Origin of the sequence: Sulfurimonas sp. HSL-1716, from assembly GCF_039645975.1 — a bacterium.
Classification (GTDB): Bacteria; Campylobacterota; Campylobacteria; order Campylobacterales; family Sulfurimonadaceae; genus Hydrocurvibacter; species Hydrocurvibacter sulfurireducens.
Genome location: NZ_CP147918.1, coordinates 1,022,354 through 1,048,694, shown reverse-complemented (window position 1 = coordinate 1,048,694; position 26,341 = coordinate 1,022,354). Strand labels below are relative to the sequence as shown.

The window sequence follows — 26,341 nt, the reverse complement described above, 5'->3', positions numbered from 1 at the left end:
GACACTACCAAAACACTTCGCTTCAAATCTTTACTTCTATGAGTCATAATATATCTAGGCATCTTTAAGCCCTATATAACAATATCTATATAAATAATATATTATGAGTTTCATAATACCTTTTTCTTGACCACCTGATATTGGCTTTGTATGTTCTTGAATGATTGCATTAAAAATCATAGGCTCTAACTTCATACTATTTCTATTGGCATAAGTGAATATAAACATCTTAATTGAATCAGCAGCACTTTCAATATCATCTACATAATCATTCTCTTGAAAAAATTTATCTAATGCCAAAAGTTTTTGTTCTATTCTTTTTATAAAGTTTTCGTAGAATTCTTCTAATCCATTCTGAAGATTTTTATCACTGATAGGAATTGTTCTTTCATCTGGAGCAAATTGACTTGGAATCGTATGCAACTTAGTAAGTGATGCTTTTATAACAAGAGGATTATTTTCTAAAATATCTTTTAAAATACCAATATCTAAGTCTACATGGTTAAGAACATAGGTCTTTTTATCACCCATGACTTTGTCACCAATGACTTTATCACCATGAACATTATCTCCTTCTGTATGATCAAATAAGCTCATGATTTATCTTTCTCATTGACGATTTTATCACCCATAACTTTATCACCACCAACTTTATCACCCATAACTTTATCACCATTAGTTGCATCACCAATTCCAATTACTTTGGCCGTTGACGGATCCTTTTTCGTAAATGACTTGTAAGTGTAAAACACACCAATAGCAGTCACCATTAATGTCAAAAGTGCAATAACCATCATTGTAGAATCATTCATAAATTACCTTTTACATTTATTTGCTTATTATAGCAAAATCTTTCAAGATACCTGATTTTTGAGTCACTTTTTAATTAATAATATAAACATCTTTCTAAAAAGTATTTCATCAATTTTTTATGTACATCTTTCACTATACTTCGTTCACAACTTATACAGAAAATAAACACAGTATTTACGGCACTATATATATTATTTTCCTTCTCTTACTGACAAAATAATGCTTTATGAATAGATTTCGTTTCACCATCTCTTTTTATGTTATTTAACACCAAAAGAGATGGTGTCACTCGGACTACTCCAACAACCAAGAGTAAACTATTTCGTATTGCGGTTCAAGATATATTTTAAATACTTTGTCTTCAAAAATAACATCAATGACTCTTATTGTAAAAAAAGCTTTCCAATAATCTTGATCGTAGAACTTGCCAGGGATCAGATGCCCCTGAAAGTTTTTAAAGTTATAGCCTAAAAGATCTTGTGGCAATGGCACAAAATCTGTTTTGGAAGCTTTCCACTGGAAACTTCCAAAAGAGGTAAACTCATAATGATCTCTCACTTTCAGTTTACCTCTCCTTTGCATTTTTGCAAGTGTATATAAGCTATGTTTGTCTTCCTTGGATATGACTTGTTCTTTAATCAGCTTGTTTTTAATCGCCCGAAACTTTGTTAATGAAAACAGTACTCCCCGTTTGAAACTAAATGGTTAATTCGTAAAAAACTAAATACTGCTCTCTGTAATGATGCTTTTGTATGTTCACTTGATCGAGTCTTGAGCAGATATTTCATTATGTATCTGCTGACAGCTTTTTTTGACTGTTTATTGGATTCTTTCCTCTTTGTAAGCACTCTTATTATGAAGCCTTTACCTGCATCCTGATGGCCTTTTTCAAAGAATTTTACATGTGAATAATCCACTAAAAGGTACTCATTTGTACTGATTCTTTTGTATTCAAGTTTTCTTGATATCTCTTTCCACGAGCGCGGATCAACAGTAAGATGTGTTCTACCAACAAGTGGGAAGTCCAGCCATTTTCTGCCGATTAGTTCTATCATATCTATTAGGTTATCTCTCTTGATATACAAAGCTTCGTGCAAATGAGCATTTCCGATCTTGGTGAACTCTAGCATTCGCATCCAAAAAAAGTTTGGCATTTTGTACTTTGTCAAGCGATCTGAATAAATCAATTTCATAAAATATCTTAGAATTTTCACTTGATCATATACTACAGTTGCGTGTTCTAAAAACGATACATTCGAACTTTTACTTTTCAATTCTTCATTTGTTAAAGTAAGCGTCAGCATATACGGTTCAAGAGTAAACTCGTCTGCGTGTGCTTCCATTGAGCTCATTAGATTTTGTACTTCTGCTCTTTGTGCCTTCTCTTGTGTGTCATGTAATTCTCGCATACCACATATATAACGATCATTTTCTCTTTTTATTACATACGCTTTATCCAAAAAATTATTTGTTCTTTCATCCGCATAATCTCTGTAAATATTGCAGTAACTATGGAACGCATTTGTTGTCATAGGTGCAAATGTCAATGTGTCCGAGAAGTCAGTATAAGGATACAAGGAGGTGGGGAAATCATTATTTTCTTCTTGTATCTTTTTCTCTTTTATGAAGCCCGAGATAAACTGTAAACGCTCTTGTATAGTGTCAAACATAGATAGGTCCTTAAAGGAAGATATCTATGTTGTAAACTGTAAAAATTTTTTTGATTTTTGAAATTAGAAAGAAGTTTGGGAAAGATACCAGGCTGTAATGCTTGGTCTTACATGATTTATCTCTTTTGACACAATAGCAAGGGCTTCTTTATAGCTTGTTGTCTTTAAAAGCTGTTCCATACGGTTTCTGACATAGGTGAAACGCATTCTATGACTTGTCAAACCCAAAGATTTTAAAGCGTTTTGGTAAGACTGGTAGCTTACTGTTTGATTTTGCTTTAATAATTGTCGTAATTCCATCGTTAATGGCTTTGGTTCGTACACATGATTACCTTTACCGACCAACCCTTGAATAGCATTGTCTTGTTTAATATACTGGTCTGAATTTTTTAAAAGTTCTATTCCTTCTGACACTCTAAGACCCAAACTGCTTTGCAACTTTGCCATAGCAGCAAAAGATGGGTTAATTTCATATAACTCGTTGATTACACTTTCTATATCTTTAATATCTCTATTCTGTGTTTTTTGCTGATTTCGCTTGCTTTGCTTGACCTTATTTACATGTAAATCGAAGACATTTTTATCTACATTAGCAGTGACTCCTGTACTTTTCAAAGCATCCACTAAAGCTGAAAATCCTCTGATAAAATTGATTGCAGATTTTTGACTTAAGTGAGCTGTTTTTAGAGTAAGAAAATCATTAACAATCTGATTATTCATATAGTTGTTTAATTTCGTCTCATTTAACTTCAAAGAACTCGCATACTCTGCAAAAGATTTCAACCAATAGTCTCGCTTCAAGGCTAGGGCGTTGCTATGGGTAAGATGTAAATCTTGTTTTTGATACCTACCAATACCTCGAGCTTCTATGCGTATTTTTGCATTCACTATTTGTTTCGAAAATGTACTTCCTTTTAAGTTTGCCATAATTGCCACTCCTGATATTTTTGTATATAGGCCCTGATTGTTTGTCGAGAGACTTTTATATTATGTAGCCTTTGTAATTCTGCTGTAATCCATCCCCAACCTTTTAATGTTCCAATTGTTGAATTATAAAGTTCAACAATGTCAGCTCGATATTTTCTAACTACAATGTGCTTCATATCAAAATCCGGATATTCAACCACATCTTTTTCTTTCGTGTTTTTTGTAATTTATCAGCAAGAATACTTATGGTCCGTGCCACTGTATAAGTGTTTATATTGTTCTCTTTCAGATAAGCAGTACACATGTAAAGTGCAGAGTGAACATCCTGTTCAGAACATTCAAAGATGTGAGATAATCTTTTTACATCATTTTTTTTGAATGCCATATCACTTAACCTTCTTAGAATACTTAAAATTGATATCTATATCTTCAAATTCCCAGATAATGGCATCTATTGAAGAGAGCGTTGCTTCTAAAATAATCCAAGCATCTCCGATATGTAATCCATCTAAATAGTAGAATTGACGACTAAGGTTTTTTATATTTACGATAAGCAAAGTTTTTTTTGCAACATTGATAAAATATTTATCACCGTAAAATTCGAAATGTAGTTTATGTGGCATAATGGCCTCCTTTTATTGATTTACTACTTCATTAAAAAGAGTCCTAGAAGGACATAATAATAATTATGTGTACAGCGCAAAAAAATTAGACAAGTATAGTTTTTATAGTGGGAACATATACCGAAAACCCTATTAAAATGAACACACAATGCACGATCAGCAGAGTATTTATATTATGAATAGTATGTCACTTTGAACACACAAACTCGAGCTAATATGATGAGAGTATAGCTGTCACTCTCTCTATGCTTTTACTTATTTTTTTATTTTTCTCTCCTTTTTTCTTTTATTTAAAGACTAATAGTCCTTACATTGTTATAAACCTTACAAAAAAAAGTTTTTTTCTAAATATATGGTTTCTAAAATTATAAGTGAAGTTTATAAAAATAATTAGTGTAGTTTCTTGACATTTCAAGAGAAAAAAGGATAGAATCGGTATATAAATTTTGTACACAAATTTGTACACACGAGAGTTGTGATACTCAATTAAGGGCCCTAAAATTGGGCTGGAAAGTGATGGAGTGACCCTCCCCTTGGAGTCACCACTTCGTCAATATATACAACCGCAACGAAAAAGAGATCCTGCACATATTTCACTGAAGATTAAACTTATATATACCAAAAATTAGATACAATCTCATAAAAATATTTAGGAATTTTTATGTTACGATTTGCCCCAAGTCCGACAGGAGATATGCATATCGGCAATCTTCGCGTTGCCCTGTTTAACTACATAGTTTCAAAACAAAGAGATGAAGTGCTGCTGGTTCGTATCGAGGATACCGACAAAGAACGTAATATCGAGGGGAAAGACAAAGAGATACTGGATATTCTGGGCGTGTTTGGCATAGAATATAAAGAGCTTGTCTATCAAAGCAATAACTTCAGATTCCACAGTATGATGGCACTCCAGCTTCTGCATGACAAAAAAGCCTTTAACTGTTTTTGCAAGCCTGAGATTTTGGAGAAAAAAAGAGATGAAGCGAAAAATGCAAAAAAAGCGTACCGTTATGACGGAGCATGCGTTGAACTTTCCGCCGAAGAGACCATAGACAATCCGAATCCTTTCGTTGTCCGCCTGAGAAAACCCGAAAAAGAGATCGTCATAGACGATCTTATCAAAGGCAGCATAACGTTTTCGCCCGATGATATAGACAGTTTCATAATCATGCGCCAGGACAAGACGCCGACATATAACTTTGCATGTGCAGTCGATGATATGCTGGGTGACATTTCGCTCGTTATCCGCGGAGAAGACCATATGAGCAACACTCCAAAGCAAGTCGCCATCAGAGATGCGCTTGGATATGAAAAAAAGATTCAATACGCTCACCTTCCCATCATACTCAACGACGAGGGCAAAAAGATGAGCAAGCGTGATAATGCTTCAAGCGTAAAATGGATGTTTGAAGAGGGATTCCTCCCGTCTGCCATAGCCAACTATCTCATCCTTATAGGCAATAAGACTCCAAAAGAGATATTCACGCTGGATGAAGCCGTAGAGTGGTTTGACATAAACTCCATTTCAAAAGCCCCTGCCCGTTTTGATATGACAAAACTGAAGTTCCTTAACCGTGAACATCTGAAAATGCTCGATGCAAAAGAGCTTTCACGCTACGTCGGATTCGCCGATGAAGATATAGGCAAAGTCGCAAAAATATTTCTTGAAGAGATCAGCACATTAAAAGAGCTGAGAGAGAAGATATCACCTATTTTTGCGGAAAAAGAGGTTGCTGACGAGTTTTTTGAAGCTGCACAAAAGATAAAAGAGATCATAAAGAACGCTCCGTTCTTTGAAGAATACGATGGTTTCAAATCTTATATAATGGAGCAGACGGGATTAAAAGGCAAAAACTTTTTTAAACCTTTGCGTCTTCTTATGACTGGTGCAGAGCACGGGCCTGAGCTTTCAGACCTTTACCCTCATCTCAAAAATTATATGAAGGAGATAGTAAAATGAGCGAATTGATCATAGGACTTGTCGGTATTTTAGTAAACCTTATCAATATCTATATCTGGATTATTATCATAGCTGCGCTTTTAACATGGGTAAATCCCGATCCGCACAACCCGATTGTGCAGATACTGTACCGTCTTACCGAGCCGGCGTATAAACTCACCAGACGCTACATTCCGACCGTTTTTAACGGTATCGACCTTGCGCCGCTTATTATCGTAATAGCTTTGCAGGTCATTATGGTCGTCATTCAAGCGGTTGTGCGAAGTCTGCTTTATTAGATGAAACTCTGGATCTTACTGCTTAGCACCCTGCTCTGCGCTCAAATAACACTTGAGCAGATCGATTCCAAACCTGCTTCAAGAGCAAAAAACTTTATGATCTGGCAGTTTCTTCAGCAGGACATCTCTGCAAAAGAGGCCGACAAAGCATTTGCGCAGATACAAAACGTAAACAGAAAACTGTTTTTGACCTATGCTAAAAAAAGTGATTCTAAAGATGTCAGGTATGTTGCAAAATGTATGACCATGAAGATCGACGAGCTTCTAAAAACAGGTGACGACAACTGTCTGCAGATAGCCATCTCCCCTGCCAAAGCAACATACTTTACAAAAGAACAGAGAAAAAAACTTATCGGCAGAGTCTTTGTGAAAAAGACAAAAGAGTATCTCGCGCTGATGAGTTCGGACATGAGCGAAAAAGCTCTCTTTCAATATGATCCGACCCTTGTTTTAACGGTAATGATCGATACCGGCAAACAGTTCAGAGAAAAAAACTTCAATCGCAGATACAGCAAAGCGTTTGTAAATTTCTTAGCAAAATCATGGAAGATCTCAAGATTGATAGACTTAACGGTCACCAATGACAATATGGATAAACTGCAAGAATCGTTTTTGCTCATGAACGGCGACAAGTTAACAGCCGGAAGCAACTTTATGCTTGCAATGAACTATCTCAAACATGAGAAGAAAGAGGAAGCCCTTGCCTATCTGGACACCTCTTACAAGAAAGCCGGTCATCAGATAAACAGAGACAAAGCCCTCTTTTGGAAATACCTGATAACAAACGACAAGAGATATCTAAAACAGGTCTCTTTGAGCATGGATATAAACGTATATACCTTATATGCCAAAGAGATACTGCATATGAAAGTACAAAACTATTTTACGGAGAAGCAAGAATCATTACCCGTCAATGCATATGAAAAAAACATCAAAGATCCCTTTGTATGGCTCGACATCAGAAATATGATCAAAGCGGCACCGAAAAATAATCTCTTTAAGCTGGCAAACAAGTTCAATCAACCAGATCTCTTACCGATCAAGACATTTATGCTTGAACGTGCCTATGCATACAGAGTGCATGGATTTATCATGCCCTATATGAAACATACGGAGTGCCTGCCAAAAGACGAACGTGCTTTTATGTATGCTTTGATGCGTCAGGAAAGCCATTTTATACCTTCGGCGATCTCATCTTCATATGCACTGGGATTGATGCAGCTCATGCCGTTTTTAGTCGATATCCTAAAAGAAAAGATGCCCAACAAGATCACCTGCTACAGTGATATGTTCGAGCCCAAAAACAATATCTCTTACGCGGCAAAACATCTGGAGTGGCTCGACACACAGCTTGACAGCCCTCTTTTAAAAGCTTACGCATACAACGCAGGGCTTGGATTCGTAAGAAAATATATAAGATCAGGCAAATTCACGGACAAAAAATATGAGCCCTTTTTAAGTATGGATACGATGTCCAACGTCGAAAGCCGCGAGTACGGGAAAAAAGTTTTGGCAAACTATGTGATGTACAAAAAGATAATGGGACAGAATATCTCTATTGTTCACCTTTTCGATAAATTAAAGGCTGAGAATAAAAATAACCGCTTTGCAAAGTAAGTGAAAGCTTTTCGCTGTCATCTTCATCGAACGCTACGAGATAGTAGCTGTTCCAGTTGTTATTGAGTGGTATCAGTCCTTCAAATTTACCGCCACTTTCCAACTTCTTTATTTTTACGGGAAGCTTCCCGTTGAGCCTTAACGTCATTTTTCGTTTATCCAAAAGATTCGGATCAAAAAGCTTGGCACCGTCTTTTGTATATATCGTGATGTAAAAGTACTCCATCCCGTTGTATTTTTCAGGTATGACCTCATTGAGATAGACACTGGAGAAAACTCCGTATATCTGATCACCTCTGTTTATCTTAGATGTCCTGAGACTTGAAGTTGCCCGCTCTTTTACTTTGCTGAAATCAAACCTTGTAAAAGCGTTCGTACGGGCGCAGCCAGAAAATAATGAAATTACGATAAAAATGATACCTGTATGAAAAAAAATACGCATATACAAACCTGATATTTAAGTAAGCAATTATATCTATAAATCGATTAAACAACTTTTTAATGAGGATTAAGTATAATCTCTCCATGAATAAAAGAATAGCAATCGCATTTACGGGTCCATCAAACAGCGGCAAAACGACACTCATTTTAAAAGTGGCAAGAAAGCTTATACACGAACATAACAAAGAGGTCGCGATCATTAAACATGATCCAAAAGACAAGGCAAGGTTTGATGTCGAAGGCAAGGACAGCTACAAATTTTCCGATACGGGCGCAGAGGTCATCGTAACCTCTCCAAGCAGAACGACCTACTTCTCTCAAAGACACAACGAGCTTGATGAGATGATACGGATTTTTGACAAATTCGACGTATTGCTGGTCGAGGGATTAAAGAACCTTCCTTTGCCGAGGATCAGCGTTTTTAGAAACATGATCGACGAAGATTATTTTAATTATATGAACGCACTGGCTATCGACGGCAGCATTGACATTAACGAATACAATCTGCCAAACGGTGTCGACGTACTGGATTTAAACGACGCTGACAAAGTCATAGAATGGATATTTAAAAACGCAAAGGAAGTTTAATTGAGAGATATATTTGACGCCATCCAAAGAAGTGCAAAACGCATTAAAAACGCTATCGATGTAAAGGACATAGGGTATTCGCAGTCTGAAAACAGCTCGGGCGAAACACAGCTTCAGCTCGACATAAAATGCGACATGATCATCGAAGAGGAGTTTAGCAGCGTTTCCTCCGTAAACACGATCGCAAGCGAAGAGAAAGAAGATGCAATGAAGTTCAGAGACGACGCGCCCTATTTCATCGCTTACGATCCTCTTGACGGTTCGTCACTCATCGACGTCAATCTAAGCGTCGGTTCCATTTTCGGCATCTACAAAGGCAGTTTTGACGCAAAAAATATGGTCGCATCCTGCTACGTGGTCTACGGCCCTCGTGTCGAGATGGTCTTTGCAGAGAATAAGGTAAAGCTCTACCTTCTTCAAAGCGGCGATTTTGAATTTGTAAAAGAGATACAGCTGGGAGAGAAAGGAAAGCTTAACGCTCCCGGAGGAACACAGCAGAACTGGGCGCCTTATCACAAAGAACTGGTCGATTCCTTTTTTAAAGAGGGGTACAGACTGCGCTACTCGGGAGGGATGGTTCCCGATCTGCATCAGATACTGCTTAAAGGCGGGGGACTCTTCTCCTATCCGGGAACATCGGATAAACCCGAGGGCAAACTTCGCAAACTTTTTGAAGTCTTCCCGTTCGCGTTCATCTACGAAAAAGCAGGCGGAGAGGCGATTGACGGAACAAACGCACTTTTGGATTTGACATGCGCACACGTGCACGACACTTCGCCATGTTTCTTTGGTTCAAAGTATGAAGTATCAAGAGTAAAAGATGTCTACAGAGCAAACTGATATCTACGAAGAGAATCTTGATAAGATGATAATAGAGGTAAACGAGTGTCAAGAAAAACAGGCTCTTCACACATGCAGTAAATGCGAAAAATATATCGGCTGCGAACTAAGAAGCAGATATATCATGGCCGTATACGACTCGATGTCAAAAGGCCAAACCGGCGGATTTGAATTTTAAAGGGATAGGGATTTTATGAAAAATTACATAACGACACCGATTTATTACGTAAACGGTGAGGCGCACATAGGCCATGCATATACGACGTTTATAGCCGATACGCTTGCAAGATACGCTAGACTGAAGGGAGACGATGTTTTCTTTTTGACGGGAACGGACGAACACGGTCAAAAGATAGAAGAGTCCGCAAAAAAAAGCGGCAGATCGACAAAAGAGTTCGCCGATGAGATAAGTGCTTCTTTTAAAAACCTGTGGGACGAGTTCGGGATAAGCTACGACAAATTCATAAGAACCACCGACGCCGATCATATGCAGGGAGTTCAAAAGGCTTTTCAAACGATGTACGAAAAAGACGACATCTACAAAGGCGAATATGAAGGACATTACTGTGTCAGCTGTGAAACTTTTTTCCCCGAGACTCAGCTTTTAGACGGTGAATTCTGTCCCGACTGCGGCCGATCCACAAGCATCGTAAAAGAGGAAAGCTACTTTTTCAAGCTCTCAAAATATGAAAAACAGCTTTTAGAACATTACGAGAACAATCCCGATTTCATACTCCCCCGTTCTAAAAGAAACGAAGTCATAAACTTCGTTAAAAACGGGCTTAACGACCTCTCCGTAACGCGTACGAGTTTCAGCTGGGGCGTGAAACTTCCCGAATCGCTCAATGATGAAAAACATGTCATGTACGTCTGGCTGGACGCACTTTTAAACTACGTGACCGCCCTTGGTTACGGTACGGATGAGAAAAATATGACATTCTGGCCCGCGGATATGCATCTTGTGGGCAAAGATATTCTACGTTTTCATGCCATCTACTGGCCTGCATTTTTAATGAGTCTGGATATGCCTCTTCCAAAGCATATCGGTGCACACGGATGGTGGACGCGTGACGGTGAAAAGATGAGCAAATCCAAAGGCAACGTAGTATCTCCAAGAGAGGTGAGTGAAGCGTACGGATTAGAAAATTTCAGATATTTCATGCTCAGAGAAGTCCCTTTCGGACAAGACGGCGACTTTTCCCAGCGTGCGTTCATAGACCGTATCAACTCCGATCTCAGCAACGATCTGGGCAACCTTCTAAACCGCATCATCGGAATGAGCGGCAAATATTCCGAGTTTCATATCGACAGTGCGGACGTGATCAAATACCACTCAAAAGAGCTGGATGAAGCAAACGGCATACTCGATTCTTTGAACGGTTTTATAGATAATCTTCAGCCTCACAGATACCTTGAAGAGCTGTGGAAGCTTTTCAGCATCGGCAACAAAGCCATAGAGGAACACGCTCCATGGGTCAAGATGAAAGAGGAGAGAAAAGATGAAGCGCTGGCGACGGTCGCCCTGATAGCTAACGTCCTTGCAAAAGCTTCTATAGTACTGCATCCCGTTATGCCTAGCACGACTTCGATCATAGCAGACGCTTTAGGATTTGTCATAGATACAGAATCTTACAGAGATATTGTTTTAGACAAAGCGCTCTTAAAACCGTTCGTCATAAAACAGGTACCTCCTTTGTTCCCGCGTGTCGAGGAACCTTTGATGCAAGAAGCACCTAAAACACTCGAACCCAAAGCTGAGCTAAAACCCGAACCTAAAAAAATGGAAGCAAAAAAAGAGACTACCGTAGAAGACGACAACTTAATAGAGATCGGACAGTTCTTCGAAACATCTCTTAAAATAGGAACCGTATTAGAAGCTGCCGAAGTGCCTAAAAGTAAAAAGCTCATACAGCTCAAGGTCGATGTAGGAGAGGAAGTTCCCCGCCAGATATTAGCAGGTATTAGAGAATTTTACGAGCCTGAAGCACTTGTAGACACACAAGTGTGCGTCGTGGCAAACCTCAAACCTGCAAAACTTATGGGATTGCTTTCTGAAGGGATGCTTTTAGCCGCAAAAGATGAAAACGGACTTTCTCTCATCAGACCGGAGAAACCTAAAAAAGCGGGCACGCCGATTGGATGAGATTAGAAAACGTTATAGCATTAACGAATGCTGCTCTTCTAAACACTCCCTACGTAACTTCGTTTAGCGGCATATCTATTGAGGCAAAAAACCTCAAAAGAGGTTCTCTTTTTATCGCCAGGAACAACGCGGACATAGAGCTTGCCATCGCAAACGGAGCATACGGGATCGTATTTGATTCTCCGACGCAGATAACGGACAACGAGATAGCGTGGATAAAGGTAGACGACGTTGCCGCAGCTCTTTCACGTATACTCAGATTTCATATCCTGGATAAAAATCTTACCGCTTACGAGTGTGACGAGATAACAATTAAACTGGCTTTGCAGATCATGACGGATTCCACGTTAAAGATCTTAAACGGCGACATTTACGAGACTTTTAAAGAGTTGTGGGAAATGAATGAAGATTCCGTCGTTCTCTTCTCTTCCCGTCTGGCATATAAAGAGATATTCGTCAATCCAAAGAGTATGCCAAAACTCGCGGCTTCCAAAATAAACATCATCGAACAGACCCTCTTTGAAACCTCCTTCATCTATGAAGACAAATACTACGAAAGACAGCTTTTATCGCCTTTTTTCATCCCTTATCTGGAGATACTGCTGCATATGTTTAAAACACAGAAGATAAACTTCAGGATCACCTCTTTTAGTACAATAAACCATTTTGAAGCCGTATTTACAAACAAAAACTTTGAAGCCAAAGAGTTCGGCACAAGCGACAAGGTCCTGATATTCGAACCGAGTTTTGAACTCATAGGCTCTCAGATCGATTTTTTACAGACACAGGCGAACTGGGCAAAGATCATATACATCATCCCCTCCGGTAAAAAAAAGAATATGCAAAATACGCAAAATATATATACATATAACACTCAACTTGATATAATCGATATATTAAGAGATGTGAACTTTCATTTTGCTCTCATTGCCGAGCAGAATAAAAGTCTGCTTGAAAAAAGTTTTTTTGTAAAAAAACAGAGACAACTGACTTTAGACTTTTAACGGAGACGGCGGAAAATGGATAGAAGAGATTTTATAACGGCGAGTCTTGGCGCAGCTACGGCTGTCGCACTGAGCGGATGTAACGAGGGTAACCATGTCGCCATCGATTACTCGAAACATCCAAAAAAAAACGATGACGATATCAAAAGAGTAAACGTAAACAAAAATAAAAAAACCGTTATAACCCTTGCTACGAGCTGGCCGGCACACTTTCCCATAATGGGGATCGGTGTCGAACGTTTTGCACAAAAGGTTAAAGATGCAAGCGGCGGTTCTTTGGAAGTAAAACTGTTTCCAAAGAACACTCTTGTTCCCGCTCTAGCCGTTTTTGATGCGGCAAGCAGCGGGCAGATAGACGCTTTTCACTCGGGTCCCTACTACTGGAAAGGCAAAAACAGCTCTTTTTCGCTTTTCAGCGGCATCCCTTTCGGTTTTACGGCTGAAGAGATAAACTCCTGGATGCTTTTTGGCGGAGGATTGGAACTGTGGAGAGAAAAATACGATAAATACAATCTTTTCCCTCTTTTAGGCGGAAACACAAACATACAGATGGGTGGATGGTTCAGAAAGAAGATCAATTCTCTGGCGGATATGCAGGGACTGAAAATGAGAATACCAGGTCTTGGCGGAGAGGTCTTTTCCAAAATGGGAGTTAACCCCATACTTCTTCCGGCAGGCGAGATCTATACCTCTTTGGAGCGCGGCGTGATAGATGCCACCGAATGGGTGGGACCGTATCTGGACATGAAGATGGGCTTTTACAAGGTCGCGCCATACTATTACTCAGGATGGCATGAACCGGGCTCTATTTTGGAACTGACTTTTAACAAACAGTCCTGGAAAAAGCTCGGATTCGAACATAAAGCCATAATAGAACTCGCATCGAGCGATCTGAACTCCGCTATGACCTCAGAGTTTCATTATGAGAATATTCATGCTCTCAAACAGCTTAAATCGCTGGGCGTGGAACTTTTAAAATTCCCGGATGAAGTGAACGAAGCGGGGAAAAAAGGTTTGCAGAAAGTCATAGAGGAACAATCAGCTAAAAATAAAGATTTTGAGATAGTATATGAGTCTATAAAGAATCATTTAGATCTCAGTAAGGTTTGGGCAGATACGAGTTTAAAATACTTTTTAAATGTCAGGTGACATGTAATAGAAAAGGACCTAAGATGATGGAACTGAACTATTTTGATTGGACAGTGATAATGGTAGCTTTTGCCGCTGTTTACATAGCCGTAAGTTTTTTCGGCGAGACGGGAGAGTAGTAAACATCTATCTTAAAAACTCTATTTTATAAAAATCCCGGAGTTCGTTATACAGATCCGGAAAATTTTTCTTTAAAGAGTCCGGTTTTTCAAAAAATATCTCGGTAAGCACTGCGAAAAACTCTGCCTCGTTCGTAGCGGCGTATCCTCCTATAAGCTTGTATTTTCCCCACTCTCTGTTTTTTACCGCGATTTCGCTCAATACTTTGAAATTTCTCTGCAATGTATGCGCCCAGGAGGCATATTTTGATTTTTGAAGCGGAGGGATTCCGTCTATCTCTCCATCCATGAAGTCTATCTCATGTGCGAACTCATGTATTATTACATTGTTGCGGTGCAGATGATAAGCCTCTTTTTTTGCTTCATGCCAGCTTATGACCACAGTGTCGTTTATCGATTGTCCTTCAAGAAAGAATTTTTCGTTCGTATAGACACCGCCGTTTGATTTTATCTCTTTGGTTATGATCGTATTGGGATAGATGATTATCGTTTTAAGGTTATCGTAGCAATTTTGCGTATTTATGTTTAAAAGCAGCAGACAGGCATAAAAACCGATAATAAGCTTCATCTCGGTCGTAACGTTTAAATGAACCCCGATAAACTCTTTTGTATTGACAAAGAGCAGAATCGATCTTTGTATCCTTTCTTTCTCGTCCTGTGACAATCTTTTGTAATGAGGTGTTTTCATCAAAACCTCTTCATATTCATCTAAAAAAGGCAGATTTGAAATGTTTTTGAGTCTATATCTTTTATATATCGAATAAAGTATCAAAAGAAGAACAGCGCCGCCTCCTGCTTCTAAAAGCAAAATAAGAAACGAAAAATAATAATCCATTTATAAATTCTTCCTTTTTTAAGATATAATCCGATTTTTAAAACCTATGAGATTATACACTACTAAAAAGATTATATATGATGAAGATTCTGTTTTTTCTGATACCGATATCCGTTTTTGCTTCGATCAGCGGTGTTTTGATCGACAAGGACACCAACAGCACCGTTTCAAATGCCAAAGTGTTTGATACGAAGAGCGAAGTTTTAAGCGATAAAGACGGCAGATTTACCATTGACAACAAAGATGACCTTCTCCATATAAAAGCTTACGGATACAGACCCTACAGCTTTAAAAGCGATGATAACGATACAAAACACTATCTGCAGCCCATCAGGATAAAAGCCCTGTATCTTTCTTTCTGGGGAGCAAGGATCAATTCAAAGACCTTAAAAAAGATCATCAAAATGATAGACGACAACGAGATAAACGCTGTAGTTGTAGACATAAAAAACGAATTTGGATGGACCTCTTACAAAACGGATTACGAAAATGCGAACAAAATCGGCGCATGGAAACATAGAACCATCAAAAATATAGACAAATTTATGAAACTCATGAAAGAGAAAAACATCTATACTATAGGCCGTGTAGTAGTTTTTAAAGATGAGCTCAGAGCCGTAAACTTTCCGCAATATGCGCTCAAAGAATCAGATGGAAAAGTATGGAGAAACCGTGAGAATATGGCATGGGTAGATCCCTACATATCCAAATCATACGATTATGTTCTTTCGATCGCTGCCGATGCGGCAAAAAGAGGCTTTGACGAAATCAACTTCGACTATATCAGATTTCCCGCAAAACTCTCTTTGGAGTTCAGCAAGAAAAACAGTGAAAAGAACCGTATAGACGCCATCGGAGAGTTCATACAAAGAGCGCAGGAAAAACTTCGCCCTTACGGAACTTTCATCTCGGTCGACACCTACGGAAATGTCTGCTGGGCGGATGACGATACGAACATAGGGCACACGATAAGCTCCCTTGCAAGATACACGGACTATCTCTCTCCTATGCTCTATCCTTCGGGTTTTGCAAGCGGTTCATTCGGATTTAAGAACCCTGCGGCATATCCGTATGAGACCATCTACAGAAGTGTCAAACATATCCATTGCGAGATAGCTCCAAACAGGATCCGCCCTTGGCTTCAGGCGTTTAAAGATTATGCTTTTGATAAAAGATATTATAAAAGAAAAGAGATACAAGAACAGATAAAAGCCTGTGCAGATGCGAATACGAGCGGATGGATGTTTTGGAATCCATCAAGCAGATATGACGAAAGCTACTTCATCCCTATAGATGAACCATCTCATGTATATCAAGCCCAAAACCGCTGAGGCCTACAAACTCTTTTTGTTTTGAAGAGGTGATAAGATTCATACTCTTTACACCAAGAGATTTCAATATCTGAGCACCGATACCGTACTCTTTCATCGAAGAGTCTTCTTCATGCGTCGGTTTGTTTATAAATATCAAAACACCGCTGTTTTGTTTTAAATACTCGATGGAATCGACAAGATGATTGTATCTTGGCTGATTCAAAAACAGGTCGATGTCCGGTATGACGTTATGAACTTTCACGTTTGATACGGAACCGACACTGTGAAACACGATAGCCGTGTGATCTATCTTATTGTGATCCAAAAAGGTGTATTTTTTGACTTTCACACCGAAGAATTCTATCGCTTCTTCTTCCGTTTTACTTACCAATATCTCATTTGCGAGTCTATACTCCACTATATCGGAGATATATACAATGTTCATGTCGTTTTCTTTTGCAAAAATATCCAGATCGTCGCGGCGCGCCATAGTTCCGTCGTCTTTGATGATCTCACAAATTACGGCGCTTTCACTGAGTCCTGCAAGCCTGCAAAGATCCACCGAACCTTCGGTATGTCCCGTACGGACCAAAGTACCTCCCTCTTTAGCTATTAAAGGAAAAATATGCCCCGGTCTTACAAGTTCGTGCTTATTGCTTATGGGACTTGCCAAAACTTTTATGGCCATGTCCCGTTCGCCGGCGGAAATACCGGTCTTTGCATCCGCAGCATCGACGGAAACCGTAAATGCCGTTTCATGAGTAGAAGTGTTTGAGCTTACCATAGGATTGAGATCGAGTCTTGTGGCTATCTCTTTGTTTATCGCTACGCAGATCAACCCTCTTGCGCGAGTCGCCATAAAATTGACATGTTCGGGTGTGGAAAAGACAGATGCGTATACGAGGTCGCCCTCATTCTCACGATCTTCATCATCGACCATGATGACCATTTTTCCTTTTTTCATATCTTCTATAGCTTGTAAAACTCTCGTAGTCGGTGTCATAACTCTTCTTTCCGTATAATTTATATCCGGCATTATATTCAAACTTAGCTAAAAAGCATTATAAACAGAAAAAAGCCTTGACAAAAGAGGTATATTTTCATATAATTTCGGCCCAACAACAGGTTGGCGCAGTCGTAAATACCGCGGAATAGAGCAGTTCGGTAGCTCGTCGGGCTCATAACCCGAAGGTCATAGGTTCAAATCCTATTTCCGCAACCAAGACGTCATTTTAAATATTTAATATTGGGGTATCGCCAAGCGGTAAGGCATTGGTTTTTGGTACCAACATTCGGGGGTTCGAATCCCTCTACCCCATCCAAGAAAAAGATCGCGGAATAGAGCAGCTCGGTAGCTCGTCGGGCTCATAACCCGAAGGTCATAGGTTCAAATCCTATTTCCGCAACCAAGACGTCATTTTAAATATTTAATATTGGGGTATCGCCAAGCGGTAAGGCATTGGTTTTTGGTACCAACATTCGGGGGTTCGAATCCCTCTACCCCATCCACAAAAATCTATCATATTCCTTTTCTTTACCAGATCAAAATATAAACCGAACATACGATTTTATTATCCGTCTGTGTTATTATTAGATATGAAAAAAGAGACCAGAGAACAAAGAAGCGATATCGTCAATGATATCTTACACTATATATACTCATATATCGATACCGATCTCAATGTCGCCGAACTTTCATCGATGAAGCAGATAAGCGCTCATCATCTTCATAGGATCTTCAAAGAGGAAACGGGAAATAATATTTATGAGACAATAAGGTCTATCCGGCTGCAAAAAGCCGCAAACCTCCTTTTGACCAACAGATACGCTTCCATTTCCGAAATCGCTTCTATGTGCGGATATAGTTCACAGACATCTTTTATCAAGGCTTTTAAAAGCAGATTCGAGACTCCTCCAGGTGATTGGAGAAGAGGCGCTTATCTCGCGTTTTCTCAAAAGATATTATCAAGTTCGCCAAGCGCGAGCTCTTCGGATTCGGATTTTACCGGACTGATACCCAAGATCGTAAAAACAGAGCCTGTCAAAGTCGCTTACATAAGACATAAGGGTTACAATATCTCCATAAAAAACACTTGGAACAGATTGTACGCATGGTGTATTGAAAACAGGATAGAAAAAGAAAACAGACAGATAGCCCTGCATCATGACAACCCTGCGATAACGCCTTTACAGGAGTGTGCCTATGTTGCAGCAGTAGAGCTTCCAAAGGGAATCTCTCCTCCTCATGGACAGATCGGATACTTAGAGATACCCGGCTCATTATGCGCCGTATTTGATATAAAAGGAAGATACGGAGACGTATTGCGTTTTATGCGGTACGTATATCATATATGGCTTCCAAACAGCGGTTTTGAGACGAAAACGCAGCCGCCGTATGCCGTTTATAAAAAAAATCATTTTTTAAACGAAAGCGGAGAGTTCGAACTGGAATTTTTTCTTCCCATCCGGATATTATAAAGATATCTCACATCTCTTCGATAAGGGCATAATATACCGCAGAGATCATATCTATCCCCGTTTTTATCTCATCAAGCGTGGGATGCGTAAAATTGAACCTGGCCTCCGAGTTGATCGATACGTCGGTATAAAACTCTCCTCCTGGAACAAAAACCGCTCCGTCGTTCAAACATTTCCTAGCCAGTTCATATGCATCTATCCCGCCTTGAAAACTGCCGTATATGAACATCCCTCCATCCGGCTTTTTAAATTTAAAGTTTGGGATCAGCCGGCCCAGTTCTTGTGCCAAATAATCGCATTTATATTTGTAAACGGCTCTTATTTTCGGCAGATGGGTATCAAACAGGCCGCGGCTGAAAAACTCATCGGCTATCATCTGCGAAAGTGTGGACGTATGCAGATCCGTTCTCTCTTTTAACGCCAAAAGCGGCTTTAACAGCTTCTCTTTTCCTCTTATCCATCCGAGTCTTAGCCCGGGAGCCAGTGTTTTTGAGAAGGAACCTATATGCAAAGAATTCAACGGAGCAAATGAAGTGAGCATGGGTAGTCTTTTTTCAAAAAAAAGCTCCATGTATGCACCGTCTTCTACGATTATTCCGTTGTTTCTTATCGCCGATTCTGCCAAACGTTCACGTTTGTCGATGCTGTAACATTTCCCCGTAGGATTTTGAAAATCACACATCAGATAGGCTCTGCCGATCTTTGAAAATATCTTTTCAAAATTTTCGATATCCACTCCGTCGTCGGCAAGTTCTATCGGATACAAAGGACATTCGTTCGAATTAAAGACATTTAAAGCTCCGAGATAAGCCGGTGCTTCGACCACCGCCCCCTCTTTAAAATAGACACGGCTTATGATATCAAGGGCTTGCTGCGCTCCGGTTGTTATAAGTATGTTTTTAGGATCGGTCTGCAGACCCAAAGAAGTATAATAAGACGCCAGTTTTTCCCGAAGCGGTGCAATGCCCGCACTAAATGAATATTGCAGCGCCTCGGGCGCTGACAATATTTTTTGGGTAATGGAAGAGATATCTTCTGCGGGGAAAAGTATCTCATCGGGCAAACCGCCCGCAAACGATATGGTATCGCTTCCTATGATCTCTAATATCTCTCTTACAAACGAACGCTTCATAAAACATCCTTTTTTTGTTTGAGATTATAAGGGAAAATAAAAAGTTTTTCTTTATCCAAACATACACAGATATTATCCAAAATGTGTATATTTACTATTCAAAACTATTTTACTGGCGCTCTTGACTTGTTTGATCCAAGATATCCTGCTTTTGCACATTAGTGTTCTTTGGCTGTTTTGCCATAAAGCTGATCGTAACCCGTCTGTTCTTATCACGCCCTTCGCTTGTATCGTTTGTCGCTACAGGTCTATATTCGCCATAACCCACTGCCCCCAGTCTGTCGCCGCTGACACCGTCTTTGACCAGCTCTTTTACGACGGATAAAGCTCTCGCGCTCGATAACTGCCAATTATCTTTATACACCGAATCTTTTGCAGGTACGATGTTATCCGTATATCCGTTTACCAGAACATCGACATTGCTTGGCATCTGCTTTATGATCAAAACGATACGTTTTAAAAAGAGCAGAGTATCATGATCTGTTATCTTCGCACTGTCTTTTTTAAACAGCAGCGATGCAGGCATATTTATTATAAAACCGTCTTGAGCGTCTTGTATAGAGACTGCCGAACCGCTTTGCTCCTTTTCGATCGACTCTTTTGCATCGATAACGGCCCGTTTTATATTTAAGAGTTCCATCAGAACCCCGCCGCTTACAATACTGTCCGAACCTGCAACTCCGTTCGTTGCGGCATCTTTTGCGGCATCTCCCTGGTTTGTTACCGGTACTCCGCCGTTTAAAACACTTTTGGATCCCGTTAGCGATCCGGGAGAGGAACCTTGATTTTTATTATCTCCCGGCCGTGCGGCCTTCTTGATCACCGGAGTCATCTGCTGCGGTCTTGGAGCGTAGGAATATATCTGGACAAAAGCGGCTTTTAGTGCTTCCATTTTTACTTTATTAACAGAAGCCAAAGCATAAAGAGCGATAAAAAGAGCCAGCAGCAGACTTAAAAAGTCGGCATACGGGACAGCCCATTTCTCTCCTGCCGGGCACTCCGTTTTCTTACATCTTTTTTTCATTTTTTGCCTGCTTTATTGTTCAAACTTACTTTTTTTCTCTTCGAGCGGAGAGAAATAATGGAATAGCTTGCCTTCAAGTGCTCTTGGATTGTCTCCAGAAGCGATACCTAAAATACCTGCTAGAATGATCTGTTTTTCTCTGATATTATGGCGCGATTTGGCTTTGAGCTTGTTTCCTATCGGGCCGATAAACATATATGCTCCCGCGATACCGGTCACCGTCGCCGTAAACGCACCGGCGATACCTTCTGCCATCGCTACGGGGTCGTTTAGTTTTTGAAGGGCGAGAATCAGTCCCATGACGGCACCGATGAGACCCATGACGGGACACGTCTCCCCTGCGAGTATCCAATAATGCGCCGCACCGTGATAATACTCCTCCGTTTCATCGATCAAGATTTCCAACGTTGTCTCTATCTCATCGATATCTATTCCATCAATTGTCATGCTGAGACCTTTTTTAAAGAACTCGTCATCGATGTTGTTTATATGCGGCTCTAAACCCAAAAGCCCGTCTCGACGTGCAATTATAGAAAACTCTATGATCTGATTGATACGCTCTTGAAAGTTGACGGGGCTTTTCTTAAAGACAAATTTCAGCTCTCTATAGGCTGCTTTGACATAATCTCCGCTTGTCCCCGTCATTGCACTGGCAAGTGCCGTAGGGATAACTATAAGAAACGATGTGATATGAAGAAGACCCAGAGGATTTCCTCCGTCGAGTATATCTCCGGTAGATAGCGAGATGACGGCGAACAACATCCCTAAAATAACGGTTAAATCCAAAACACACTCCAAATCTTAACTATTTATTACTGCGAACAATAGGAATTAGATTAGATCGGCTAAAAAACACTTTCATGTAACCAAAAACACGATCGATAAAAATTATATCACAAATTATCCAACTCTCATTTTTCCCCGATATATATCGATTCCTCTTGTCTGTTTGCTTTTATTCCGTTAACCAAAGCATAAAGGGTAGGCAGATAAAGAAGGTTTAAAAATGTCCCCCAGACAAGTCCGAACCCTATCGATACGGCGATAGGCTGCAGTATGACGGCCTGCCCTGTTGCATAAAAGATCAGAGTGAACAATCCCAAAAAGGTTGTGACAGATGTAATAACGATAGGACGGAGTCTCAACTTCGCACGGTTATAAAACTCATCGGTTTTATGTGTGCCGTGAAGAAAATCAAGCATGATAATACCGTCGTTTATAACGACTCCCGCTAGCCCCAGGATACCGATCACAGAAGGCATCGTCATATTTATACCCAAAAGTTTATGCCCTAAAAGCGCGCCCAGCACTGAAAGCGGGATAACGCTCATTACCATCAGAGCGTATTTTATCTTCGGAAAGATCAGAAGCAGTGTGATAAGAATCAAAAAAAGCGCCAAGAACACCGCTTTTTTCATATCGGTCTTCAACTGGGAACTTTTCTCCTTCTCTCCCAAAAGGTTTACCTCGATACCCGAATCCGCTATCGCATCGAGTGTGGGCTGCAGTTGATCGAGTATCTCCTGAGGCGTTATATGTCTTTTGTCGACATTTGCAAACACCGTTTTTACGATACTGCCGTTGAGTTTGTCTATCTTCTCGTAATCGCGTATTTTTATGATATCTGCGACCTGTAGCAGTTTTACGTAGCGTCCGTCACCCAGAGGAACGTCAAAATCAAGCAGCGTCTTTGTCTTGTCCTTATCCATATCCTCCGTTTTTATCTCCATGACACCGCGATCGTTAAACGTGCTCGTCTGGCGTTTTTCCAAGAAATAATCACTCAGCAGTTTTGCGATTGATCCTTCGCTGAGTCCCAGACTTTCTCCGTAAGGGTTGATCTTGATCTTGTACTCCATCTTTCCGTAGCGGATATTGTCGCTGTAGTTCAAGACTCCATTTATACCCGAAAGCTGTTTTTCAAGTTTTTTGATAGAACTTTCAAGCTCCGCATCGTTCATACCCGAAAGATTTATCTGGATATCGCTTCTGATGATCCCCGGTTTGTCTTCCATCACTCCGAGTTCTACCATATGATATCTCTTTTTATACGGTGCGATTATCTTTTTAGCAAGCGGCGAAAGTTCAAAAGTACGTTTTTTTCTTATCTTTTCGGGGTCGTTAAAATCAAAGGAAAAGTTTAACAGAGGATTGACATATTTGTTTATCCAGTTCGTATCTTCTCTGTCATAGAGTTCCATCGTGATAAAAAATACGTTGTTGGAATGTTCCGTCTCCCCTGAAAGACTTCTTCTGTATCCGCTGGTAGCGGAGATCGATTTGAGAGAGAACTCCTTTTTGTGTTTCATCATCTCATGCTCTATCTCTCTGGCTATTTTAAAAGTGTCCTCTATGGGCGTATCGACGCTCAGTTTTCCGGAAATATACAGGTTGTTACCGTCAAAATTCGGAAAGAATTGAAACTTCATGGATTTCGCGGTAACGACGGTCAGCAGCGGTATGAGGATCAAGAACAGAAGCAGCGAAGTCTTTTTATATTTTATGAATTTGTGCAGAATTTTTTCATAAAGATTTTGAAATCCCGTCCAGTCGAAAAGATTGTCGCTTTTTCGCAAAAACTCCTGTGCATGCAGGGGCAAAAAGAAAAAGCTTTCAAACAGAGAACCAAGAAGTATCATCACTACCACGATGGGAACCATGATCATAAATAGTGCTATTTCACCTGTAAGCATGAACATAGGCAAGAATGCCACTACAGTCGTCACGGTAGCCAGAGTCACGGGCAGCATCATCTCTTTTACCCCGATAAGTGCAGCTTCGTCCCTTGCTCTCCCTTCGTCGATGTGACGCTGAATGTTCTCGCTTACGACTATCGCATCGTCGACCACGATACCAATGACTATCAAAGCTCCCAAAAGGGAGACAATATTGATGGAATACCCCATATAGTATATGAACAGAAGTCCTATGATGAAAGAAAAAGGGATCCCCACAACTACGATGATAGCGATCCTGAGATTTATGAAGATATACATGGACACAAAGACCAGTATCAGCCCGAACATCATATTCGATATGACAGTGTTCAAACGCTCCTTGATAGGTTTGGAACTGTCTTGATAAAAGTCGAATATGACGTCTTTATAGTTTTTTTCTATCTTTTTGACATATTTTCGAAGCTGTTTGGAAAGGACTATGGAGTCCCCCTCTTCCGATTTGTCGATGACAAGCGTCAGTGTCTGATTGCCGTTAAAGGATGAAAGCGTATTCGTCTGTGGATAGTAGATATCCACATCCGCTATATCGCCGAGTCTTACAAATCTGTTGTCTATTTTCAATATCGCGTCTTTATAGTCCTGTTTGGAACCTTTCCCGTTGACTGTGGAAACAAATACGAAGTTTCCTCTGTCTTCTATATTTCCGATCGGGAAGATATAAGAGAGGTTCGATATGGCGCCGATGACGTCTGCGTGATTGAGATTATAGGTGAGTATCGCATTTGAGTTCAACTTGATGGAGAGTTCCTGATCGGCATCTCCTCTGATGGATATTTCGCTGATGCTTTTTATTCTCGAGAGTTTTGTCTGTATCTCTTTGGCTATCGGTATCAGCGCACTTTTTGGCAGCTTCGTGGATGAAATGGAGAGTTTTATAAGAGATTTTGTCTTGTCTAAAAGCTTTGCTACGGGTTCGTTCATATCAGAAGGAAGATACTGCCTCGATGCCGAGATGGAATCTTTGACCTTACTCAAAACGTTTATCTTGTTCGCATGTTCATTCAGCGTCAATATGATCGTAAAAGAACCGGGGATGATGGTCGTCTCCGTCTTGTCTATGCCGCTTATACTGCTTATCTCGTCCTCTATATCGCGGACTGCCATCTTGTCCATGTTCGTCGCGCTCGTTCCCGCATATTTTCCCGTAATGCTTATCTTGTCCAGCTCGACGGTTGGAAACAGCTCTTTTGGGATATTTACATAAGCGTTATAACCGAGATATATCAAAAAGATCAGCAGAACGTAACTGAGATGCTTGTTTTTTATGAAATACTCTATTAATCTGTCCATCGGTTACTCTTCTATCTGTCTGGCTATATGTTCGGGAATACTCTTGCTTGCGGCAGCTCCCAGTTTTTCGAGTTTTTGAAACTGTGTTGTTATGCTTCCCGCACCCAAATGCAGTTTGTTATATGTCTCCTCATACGTTTTTTGTACGGTCTGTATCTGCTTGCCGAGCTTCTCGACACTCTCGACAAATCCTACAAACTTGTCAAACAGCAGCCCTGCCCGTTTTGCTATCTCTTGGGCATTTCTCTGCTGATGTTCATACTTCCATGTGTTTTCCACCGCGCGCAAAGAGACCATGAGCGTCGTAGGACCGACAAGTACGACTCTCTTTTTAAAAGCGTAGTCAAACAGGGTCGGATCGGACTCCATCGCCATCAAAAGTGCGCTCTCTATAGGCACGAACATAAAGATGAAGTCCAGAGTTTCGACACCCTTTAATTTCGTATAGTCCTTGGCGCTGAGCTCATCCACATGTTTTTTCATCGATGCCACATGCAGCAAAGCAAAACGATTCTTATCGTTTTCGTCATTCTCATTTATATACTGTTCATATGCCCTTAACGAAGTCTTTGCATCGATGATGATCTCCCGCGTATCGGGCAGATGTACGATAACATCGGGACGAAAACGGCTTCCGTCTCCCTCATGATGCAAACTGGTTTCACGCTCATACTCATGCCCTTCACGCAGTCCAGAGCTCTCTAATACCCTCTCGAGTATCATCTCTCCCCAGATCCCCTGCTTCTTGCTTTCGCCTTTAAGCGCACGTGTGAGATTTTTGGCATCGGTGCTCATCTGATGGTTTATCTCTTTGATCGCTTTTATCTCGGATTGAAGCATGGAGCGGTCTTTTGCCTCTTTTATGTAGACATCGTCGATCTGTTTTTTAAAAGCGTCGAACTGCTCTTTTATCGGTGTTATCATCTTTGTGAGCGCATCTTTGTTTTGCGTGGAGAATTTTTCGGAATTGGATGCGAGTATCTTGTCCGCAAGCTCTTTGAACTCGAGCTTCATATGTTCTTTGTTCTCTTCAAGCGTACTAAGTTTTTCCGCACTCATCTGACGCTCTTTTTCAAGCATCGTTTCAAGCTGGGCTATCTTGCTTTTGGAGTCCGCATACTCCTCTGTAAGCTGCTCGAATCTTGCACTTTTTTGCTCCAGCCCGCGGACTCTCTCGACTAACGTCGCTTTTTGAGTGTTTAATTCATTTATGTTCTGTCTTTGTCTGTCATATTCCTCTTTTAAAAGCCCTATCTCGTTTTTATGCCTGTTTTTTAGAGATTTAAAACCGACCAGCCAGACACTCAGTCCTCCGGCAAGAAGACTTAAAACTGCGATAATAGACTCGTACATAGAGGT

26 protein-coding genes and 4 tRNA genes are annotated in these 26,341 nt (G+C 40.3%); 15 read left to right on the top strand and 15 right to left on the bottom strand.

All coding sequences use genetic code 11. The features are described 5' to 3' along the window. Window positions 1-54 precede the first annotated feature (54 nt). The 7 genes from WCY03_RS05400 to WCY03_RS05370 all read right to left on the bottom strand — a co-directional run bounded on the left by WCY03_RS05400 (window position 55) and on the right by WCY03_RS05370 (window position 4,033). Complete coding sequence (locus WCY03_RS05400) at window positions 55-597, bottom strand: hypothetical protein (RefSeq protein ID WP_345992387.1); 543 nt, start codon at window positions 595-597, stop codon at window positions 55-57. After that, the gene (locus tag WCY03_RS05395; protein ID WP_345992389.1) at window positions 594-812 is read right to left on the bottom strand and encodes a hypothetical protein; all 219 of its coding nucleotides are present in this window, start codon (window positions 810-812) and stop codon (window positions 594-596) included. The genes WCY03_RS05400 and WCY03_RS05395 overlap by 4 nt, the downstream gene beginning before the upstream one ends. Before the next feature lie 295 nt (window positions 813-1,107). After that, entirely contained in the window at window positions 1,108-1,371 is a 264-nt protein-coding gene (locus WCY03_RS05390) for a hypothetical protein (RefSeq protein WP_345993972.1), read from the bottom strand. A gap of 110 nt (window positions 1,372-1,481) precedes the next feature. Then, a complete protein-coding gene (locus WCY03_RS05385) occupies window positions 1,482-2,483 on the bottom strand; it encodes a hypothetical protein (RefSeq protein WP_345993971.1) in 1,002 nt (333 codons plus the stop codon). A gap of 63 nt (window positions 2,484-2,546) precedes the next feature. Beyond that, window positions 2,547-3,410: a hypothetical protein gene (locus tag WCY03_RS05380; protein WP_345992393.1), complete on the bottom strand. Its 864-nt coding sequence runs from the start codon at window positions 3,408-3,410 to the stop codon at window positions 2,547-2,549. Then, a complete protein-coding gene (locus WCY03_RS05375) occupies window positions 3,398-3,610 on the bottom strand; it encodes a hypothetical protein (protein ID WP_345993970.1) in 213 nt (70 codons plus the stop codon). Before WCY03_RS05375 ends, WCY03_RS05380 begins: the two co-directional genes overlap by 13 nt. Before the next feature lie 186 nt (window positions 3,611-3,796). Continuing rightward, entirely contained in the window at window positions 3,797-4,033 is a 237-nt protein-coding gene (locus tag WCY03_RS05370) for a hypothetical protein (RefSeq protein WP_345992396.1), read from the bottom strand. Window positions 4,034-4,694: 661 nt separating this feature from the next. Between WCY03_RS05370 and gltX the strand changes: the two genes are divergently transcribed. From gltX to WCY03_RS05355, 3 genes are read left to right on the top strand one after another with little or no spacing between them, the layout of a single operon-like run. After that, window positions 4,695-5,993 carry a glutamate--tRNA ligase gene (gene gltX / locus WCY03_RS05365; protein ID WP_345993969.1) on the top strand — a complete coding sequence of 433 codons (1,299 nt, stop codon included), beginning with the start codon at window positions 4,695-4,697 and terminating at the stop codon, window positions 5,991-5,993. After that, on the top strand, window positions 5,990-6,271 hold the full coding sequence (locus tag WCY03_RS05360; protein WP_345993968.1) for a YggT family protein: 282 nt from the start codon (window positions 5,990-5,992) through the stop codon (window positions 6,269-6,271). The genes gltX and WCY03_RS05360 overlap by 4 nt, the downstream gene beginning before the upstream one ends. Continuing rightward, window positions 6,272-7,888: a lytic transglycosylase domain-containing protein gene (locus tag WCY03_RS05355; protein WP_345993967.1), complete on the top strand. Its 1,617-nt coding sequence runs from the start codon at window positions 6,272-6,274 to the stop codon at window positions 7,886-7,888. On the opposite strand, the gene WCY03_RS05350 is transcribed toward WCY03_RS05355, so the two are convergent. Further along, on the bottom strand, window positions 7,827-8,330 hold the full coding sequence (locus WCY03_RS05350) for a hypothetical protein (protein ID WP_345993966.1): 504 nt from the start codon (window positions 8,328-8,330) through the stop codon (window positions 7,827-7,829). The genes WCY03_RS05355 and WCY03_RS05350 overlap by 62 nt on opposite strands. A gap of 83 nt (window positions 8,331-8,413) precedes the next feature. On the opposite strand from WCY03_RS05350, the gene mobB reads away from it, so the two are divergent. From mobB to WCY03_RS05320, 6 genes are read left to right on the top strand one after another with little or no spacing between them, the layout of a single operon-like run. Further along, on the top strand, window positions 8,414-8,917 hold the full coding sequence (mobB, locus tag WCY03_RS05345; RefSeq protein ID WP_345993965.1) for a molybdopterin-guanine dinucleotide biosynthesis protein B: 504 nt from the start codon (window positions 8,414-8,416) through the stop codon (window positions 8,915-8,917). Next, entirely contained in the window at window positions 8,918-9,757 is an 840-nt protein-coding gene (locus WCY03_RS05340) for a class 1 fructose-bisphosphatase (RefSeq protein WP_345993964.1), read from the top strand. Beyond that, window positions 9,738-9,935: a hypothetical protein gene (locus tag WCY03_RS05335; RefSeq protein WP_345993963.1), complete on the top strand. Its 198-nt coding sequence runs from the start codon at window positions 9,738-9,740 to the stop codon at window positions 9,933-9,935. Before WCY03_RS05340 ends, WCY03_RS05335 begins: the two co-directional genes overlap by 20 nt. A gap of 15 nt (window positions 9,936-9,950) precedes the next feature. Next, window positions 9,951-11,900, top strand: coding sequence for a methionine--tRNA ligase (metG, locus tag WCY03_RS05330; RefSeq protein ID WP_345993962.1), 1,950 nt, complete (start codon window positions 9,951-9,953; stop codon window positions 11,898-11,900). Continuing rightward, entirely contained in the window at window positions 11,897-12,904 is a 1,008-nt protein-coding gene (locus WCY03_RS05325; RefSeq protein ID WP_345993961.1) for a hypothetical protein, read from the top strand. Before metG ends, WCY03_RS05325 begins: the two co-directional genes overlap by 4 nt. A 15-nt stretch (window positions 12,905-12,919) precedes the next feature. Continuing rightward, a complete protein-coding gene (locus tag WCY03_RS05320; protein ID WP_345993960.1) occupies window positions 12,920-14,053 on the top strand; it encodes a substrate-binding domain-containing protein in 1,134 nt (377 codons plus the stop codon). A gap of 126 nt (window positions 14,054-14,179) precedes the next feature. Here the strand turns inward: WCY03_RS05320 and WCY03_RS05315 are convergent, their stop codons facing one another. Next, the gene (locus tag WCY03_RS05315) at window positions 14,180-15,007 is read right to left on the bottom strand and encodes a M90 family metallopeptidase (protein ID WP_345993959.1); all 828 of its coding nucleotides are present in this window, start codon (window positions 15,005-15,007) and stop codon (window positions 14,180-14,182) included. A gap of 77 nt (window positions 15,008-15,084) precedes the next feature. Here WCY03_RS05315 and WCY03_RS05310 point away from each other — a divergent pair, with 77 nt between their 5' ends. Then, complete coding sequence (locus tag WCY03_RS05310; RefSeq protein WP_345993958.1) at window positions 15,085-16,338, top strand: putative glycoside hydrolase; 1,254 nt, start codon at window positions 15,085-15,087, stop codon at window positions 16,336-16,338. Here the strand turns inward: WCY03_RS05310 and WCY03_RS05305 are convergent. Continuing rightward, window positions 16,295-17,323 (bottom strand): bifunctional 3,4-dihydroxy-2-butanone 4-phosphate synthase/GTP cyclohydrolase II, encoded by a 1,029-nt coding sequence (locus tag WCY03_RS05305; protein ID WP_345993957.1) that lies wholly within the window; start codon window positions 17,321-17,323, stop codon window positions 16,295-16,297. The genes WCY03_RS05310 and WCY03_RS05305 overlap by 44 nt on opposite strands. Before the next feature lie 142 nt (window positions 17,324-17,465). On the opposite strand from WCY03_RS05305, the gene WCY03_RS05300 reads away from it, so the two are divergent. The 5 genes from WCY03_RS05300 to WCY03_RS05280 all read left to right on the top strand — a co-directional run bounded on the left by WCY03_RS05300 (window position 17,466) and on the right by WCY03_RS05280 (window position 18,798). After that, a tRNA-Met gene (locus tag WCY03_RS05300) sits at window positions 17,466-17,542 on the top strand. 25 nt (window positions 17,543-17,567) lie between these two features. Continuing rightward, window positions 17,568-17,642: transfer RNA gene (locus tag WCY03_RS05295), tRNA-Gln, on the top strand. A 10-nt stretch (window positions 17,643-17,652) separates the two neighbouring features. Next, window positions 17,653-17,729: transfer RNA gene (locus WCY03_RS05290), tRNA-Met, on the top strand. Between the two features lie 25 nt (window positions 17,730-17,754). Beyond that, window positions 17,755-17,829: transfer RNA gene (locus WCY03_RS05285), tRNA-Gln, on the top strand. A gap of 87 nt (window positions 17,830-17,916) precedes the next feature. Beyond that, on the top strand, window positions 17,917-18,798 hold the full coding sequence (locus WCY03_RS05280; protein ID WP_345993956.1) for a GyrI-like domain-containing protein: 882 nt from the start codon (window positions 17,917-17,919) through the stop codon (window positions 18,796-18,798). A 7-nt stretch (window positions 18,799-18,805) separates the two neighbouring features. Here WCY03_RS05280 and WCY03_RS05275 read toward each other — a convergent pair whose 3' ends face one another. From WCY03_RS05275 to rmuC, 5 genes are all read right to left on the bottom strand, one after another. Next, entirely contained in the window at window positions 18,806-19,930 is a 1,125-nt protein-coding gene (locus WCY03_RS05275) for a PLP-dependent aminotransferase family protein (protein WP_345993955.1), read from the bottom strand. A 109-nt stretch (window positions 19,931-20,039) separates the two neighbouring features. Then, window positions 20,040-20,954 carry an OmpA family protein gene (locus WCY03_RS05270; RefSeq protein ID WP_345993954.1) on the bottom strand — a complete coding sequence of 305 codons (915 nt, stop codon included), beginning with the start codon at window positions 20,952-20,954 and terminating at the stop codon, window positions 20,040-20,042. A 12-nt stretch (window positions 20,955-20,966) separates the two neighbouring features. Further along, a complete protein-coding gene (gene motA / locus WCY03_RS05265; RefSeq protein WP_345993953.1) occupies window positions 20,967-21,740 on the bottom strand; it encodes a flagellar motor stator protein MotA in 774 nt (257 codons plus the stop codon). Window positions 21,741-21,865: 125 nt separating this feature from the next. Continuing rightward, window positions 21,866-24,982 (bottom strand): efflux RND transporter permease subunit, encoded by a 3,117-nt coding sequence (locus WCY03_RS05260; protein WP_345993952.1) that lies wholly within the window; start codon window positions 24,980-24,982, stop codon window positions 21,866-21,868. 3 nt (window positions 24,983-24,985) lie between these two features. Next, window positions 24,986-26,335 (bottom strand): DNA recombination protein RmuC, encoded by a 1,350-nt coding sequence (gene rmuC, locus WCY03_RS05255; protein WP_345993951.1) that lies wholly within the window; start codon window positions 26,333-26,335, stop codon window positions 24,986-24,988. Window positions 26,336-26,341 lie beyond the last annotated feature (6 nt).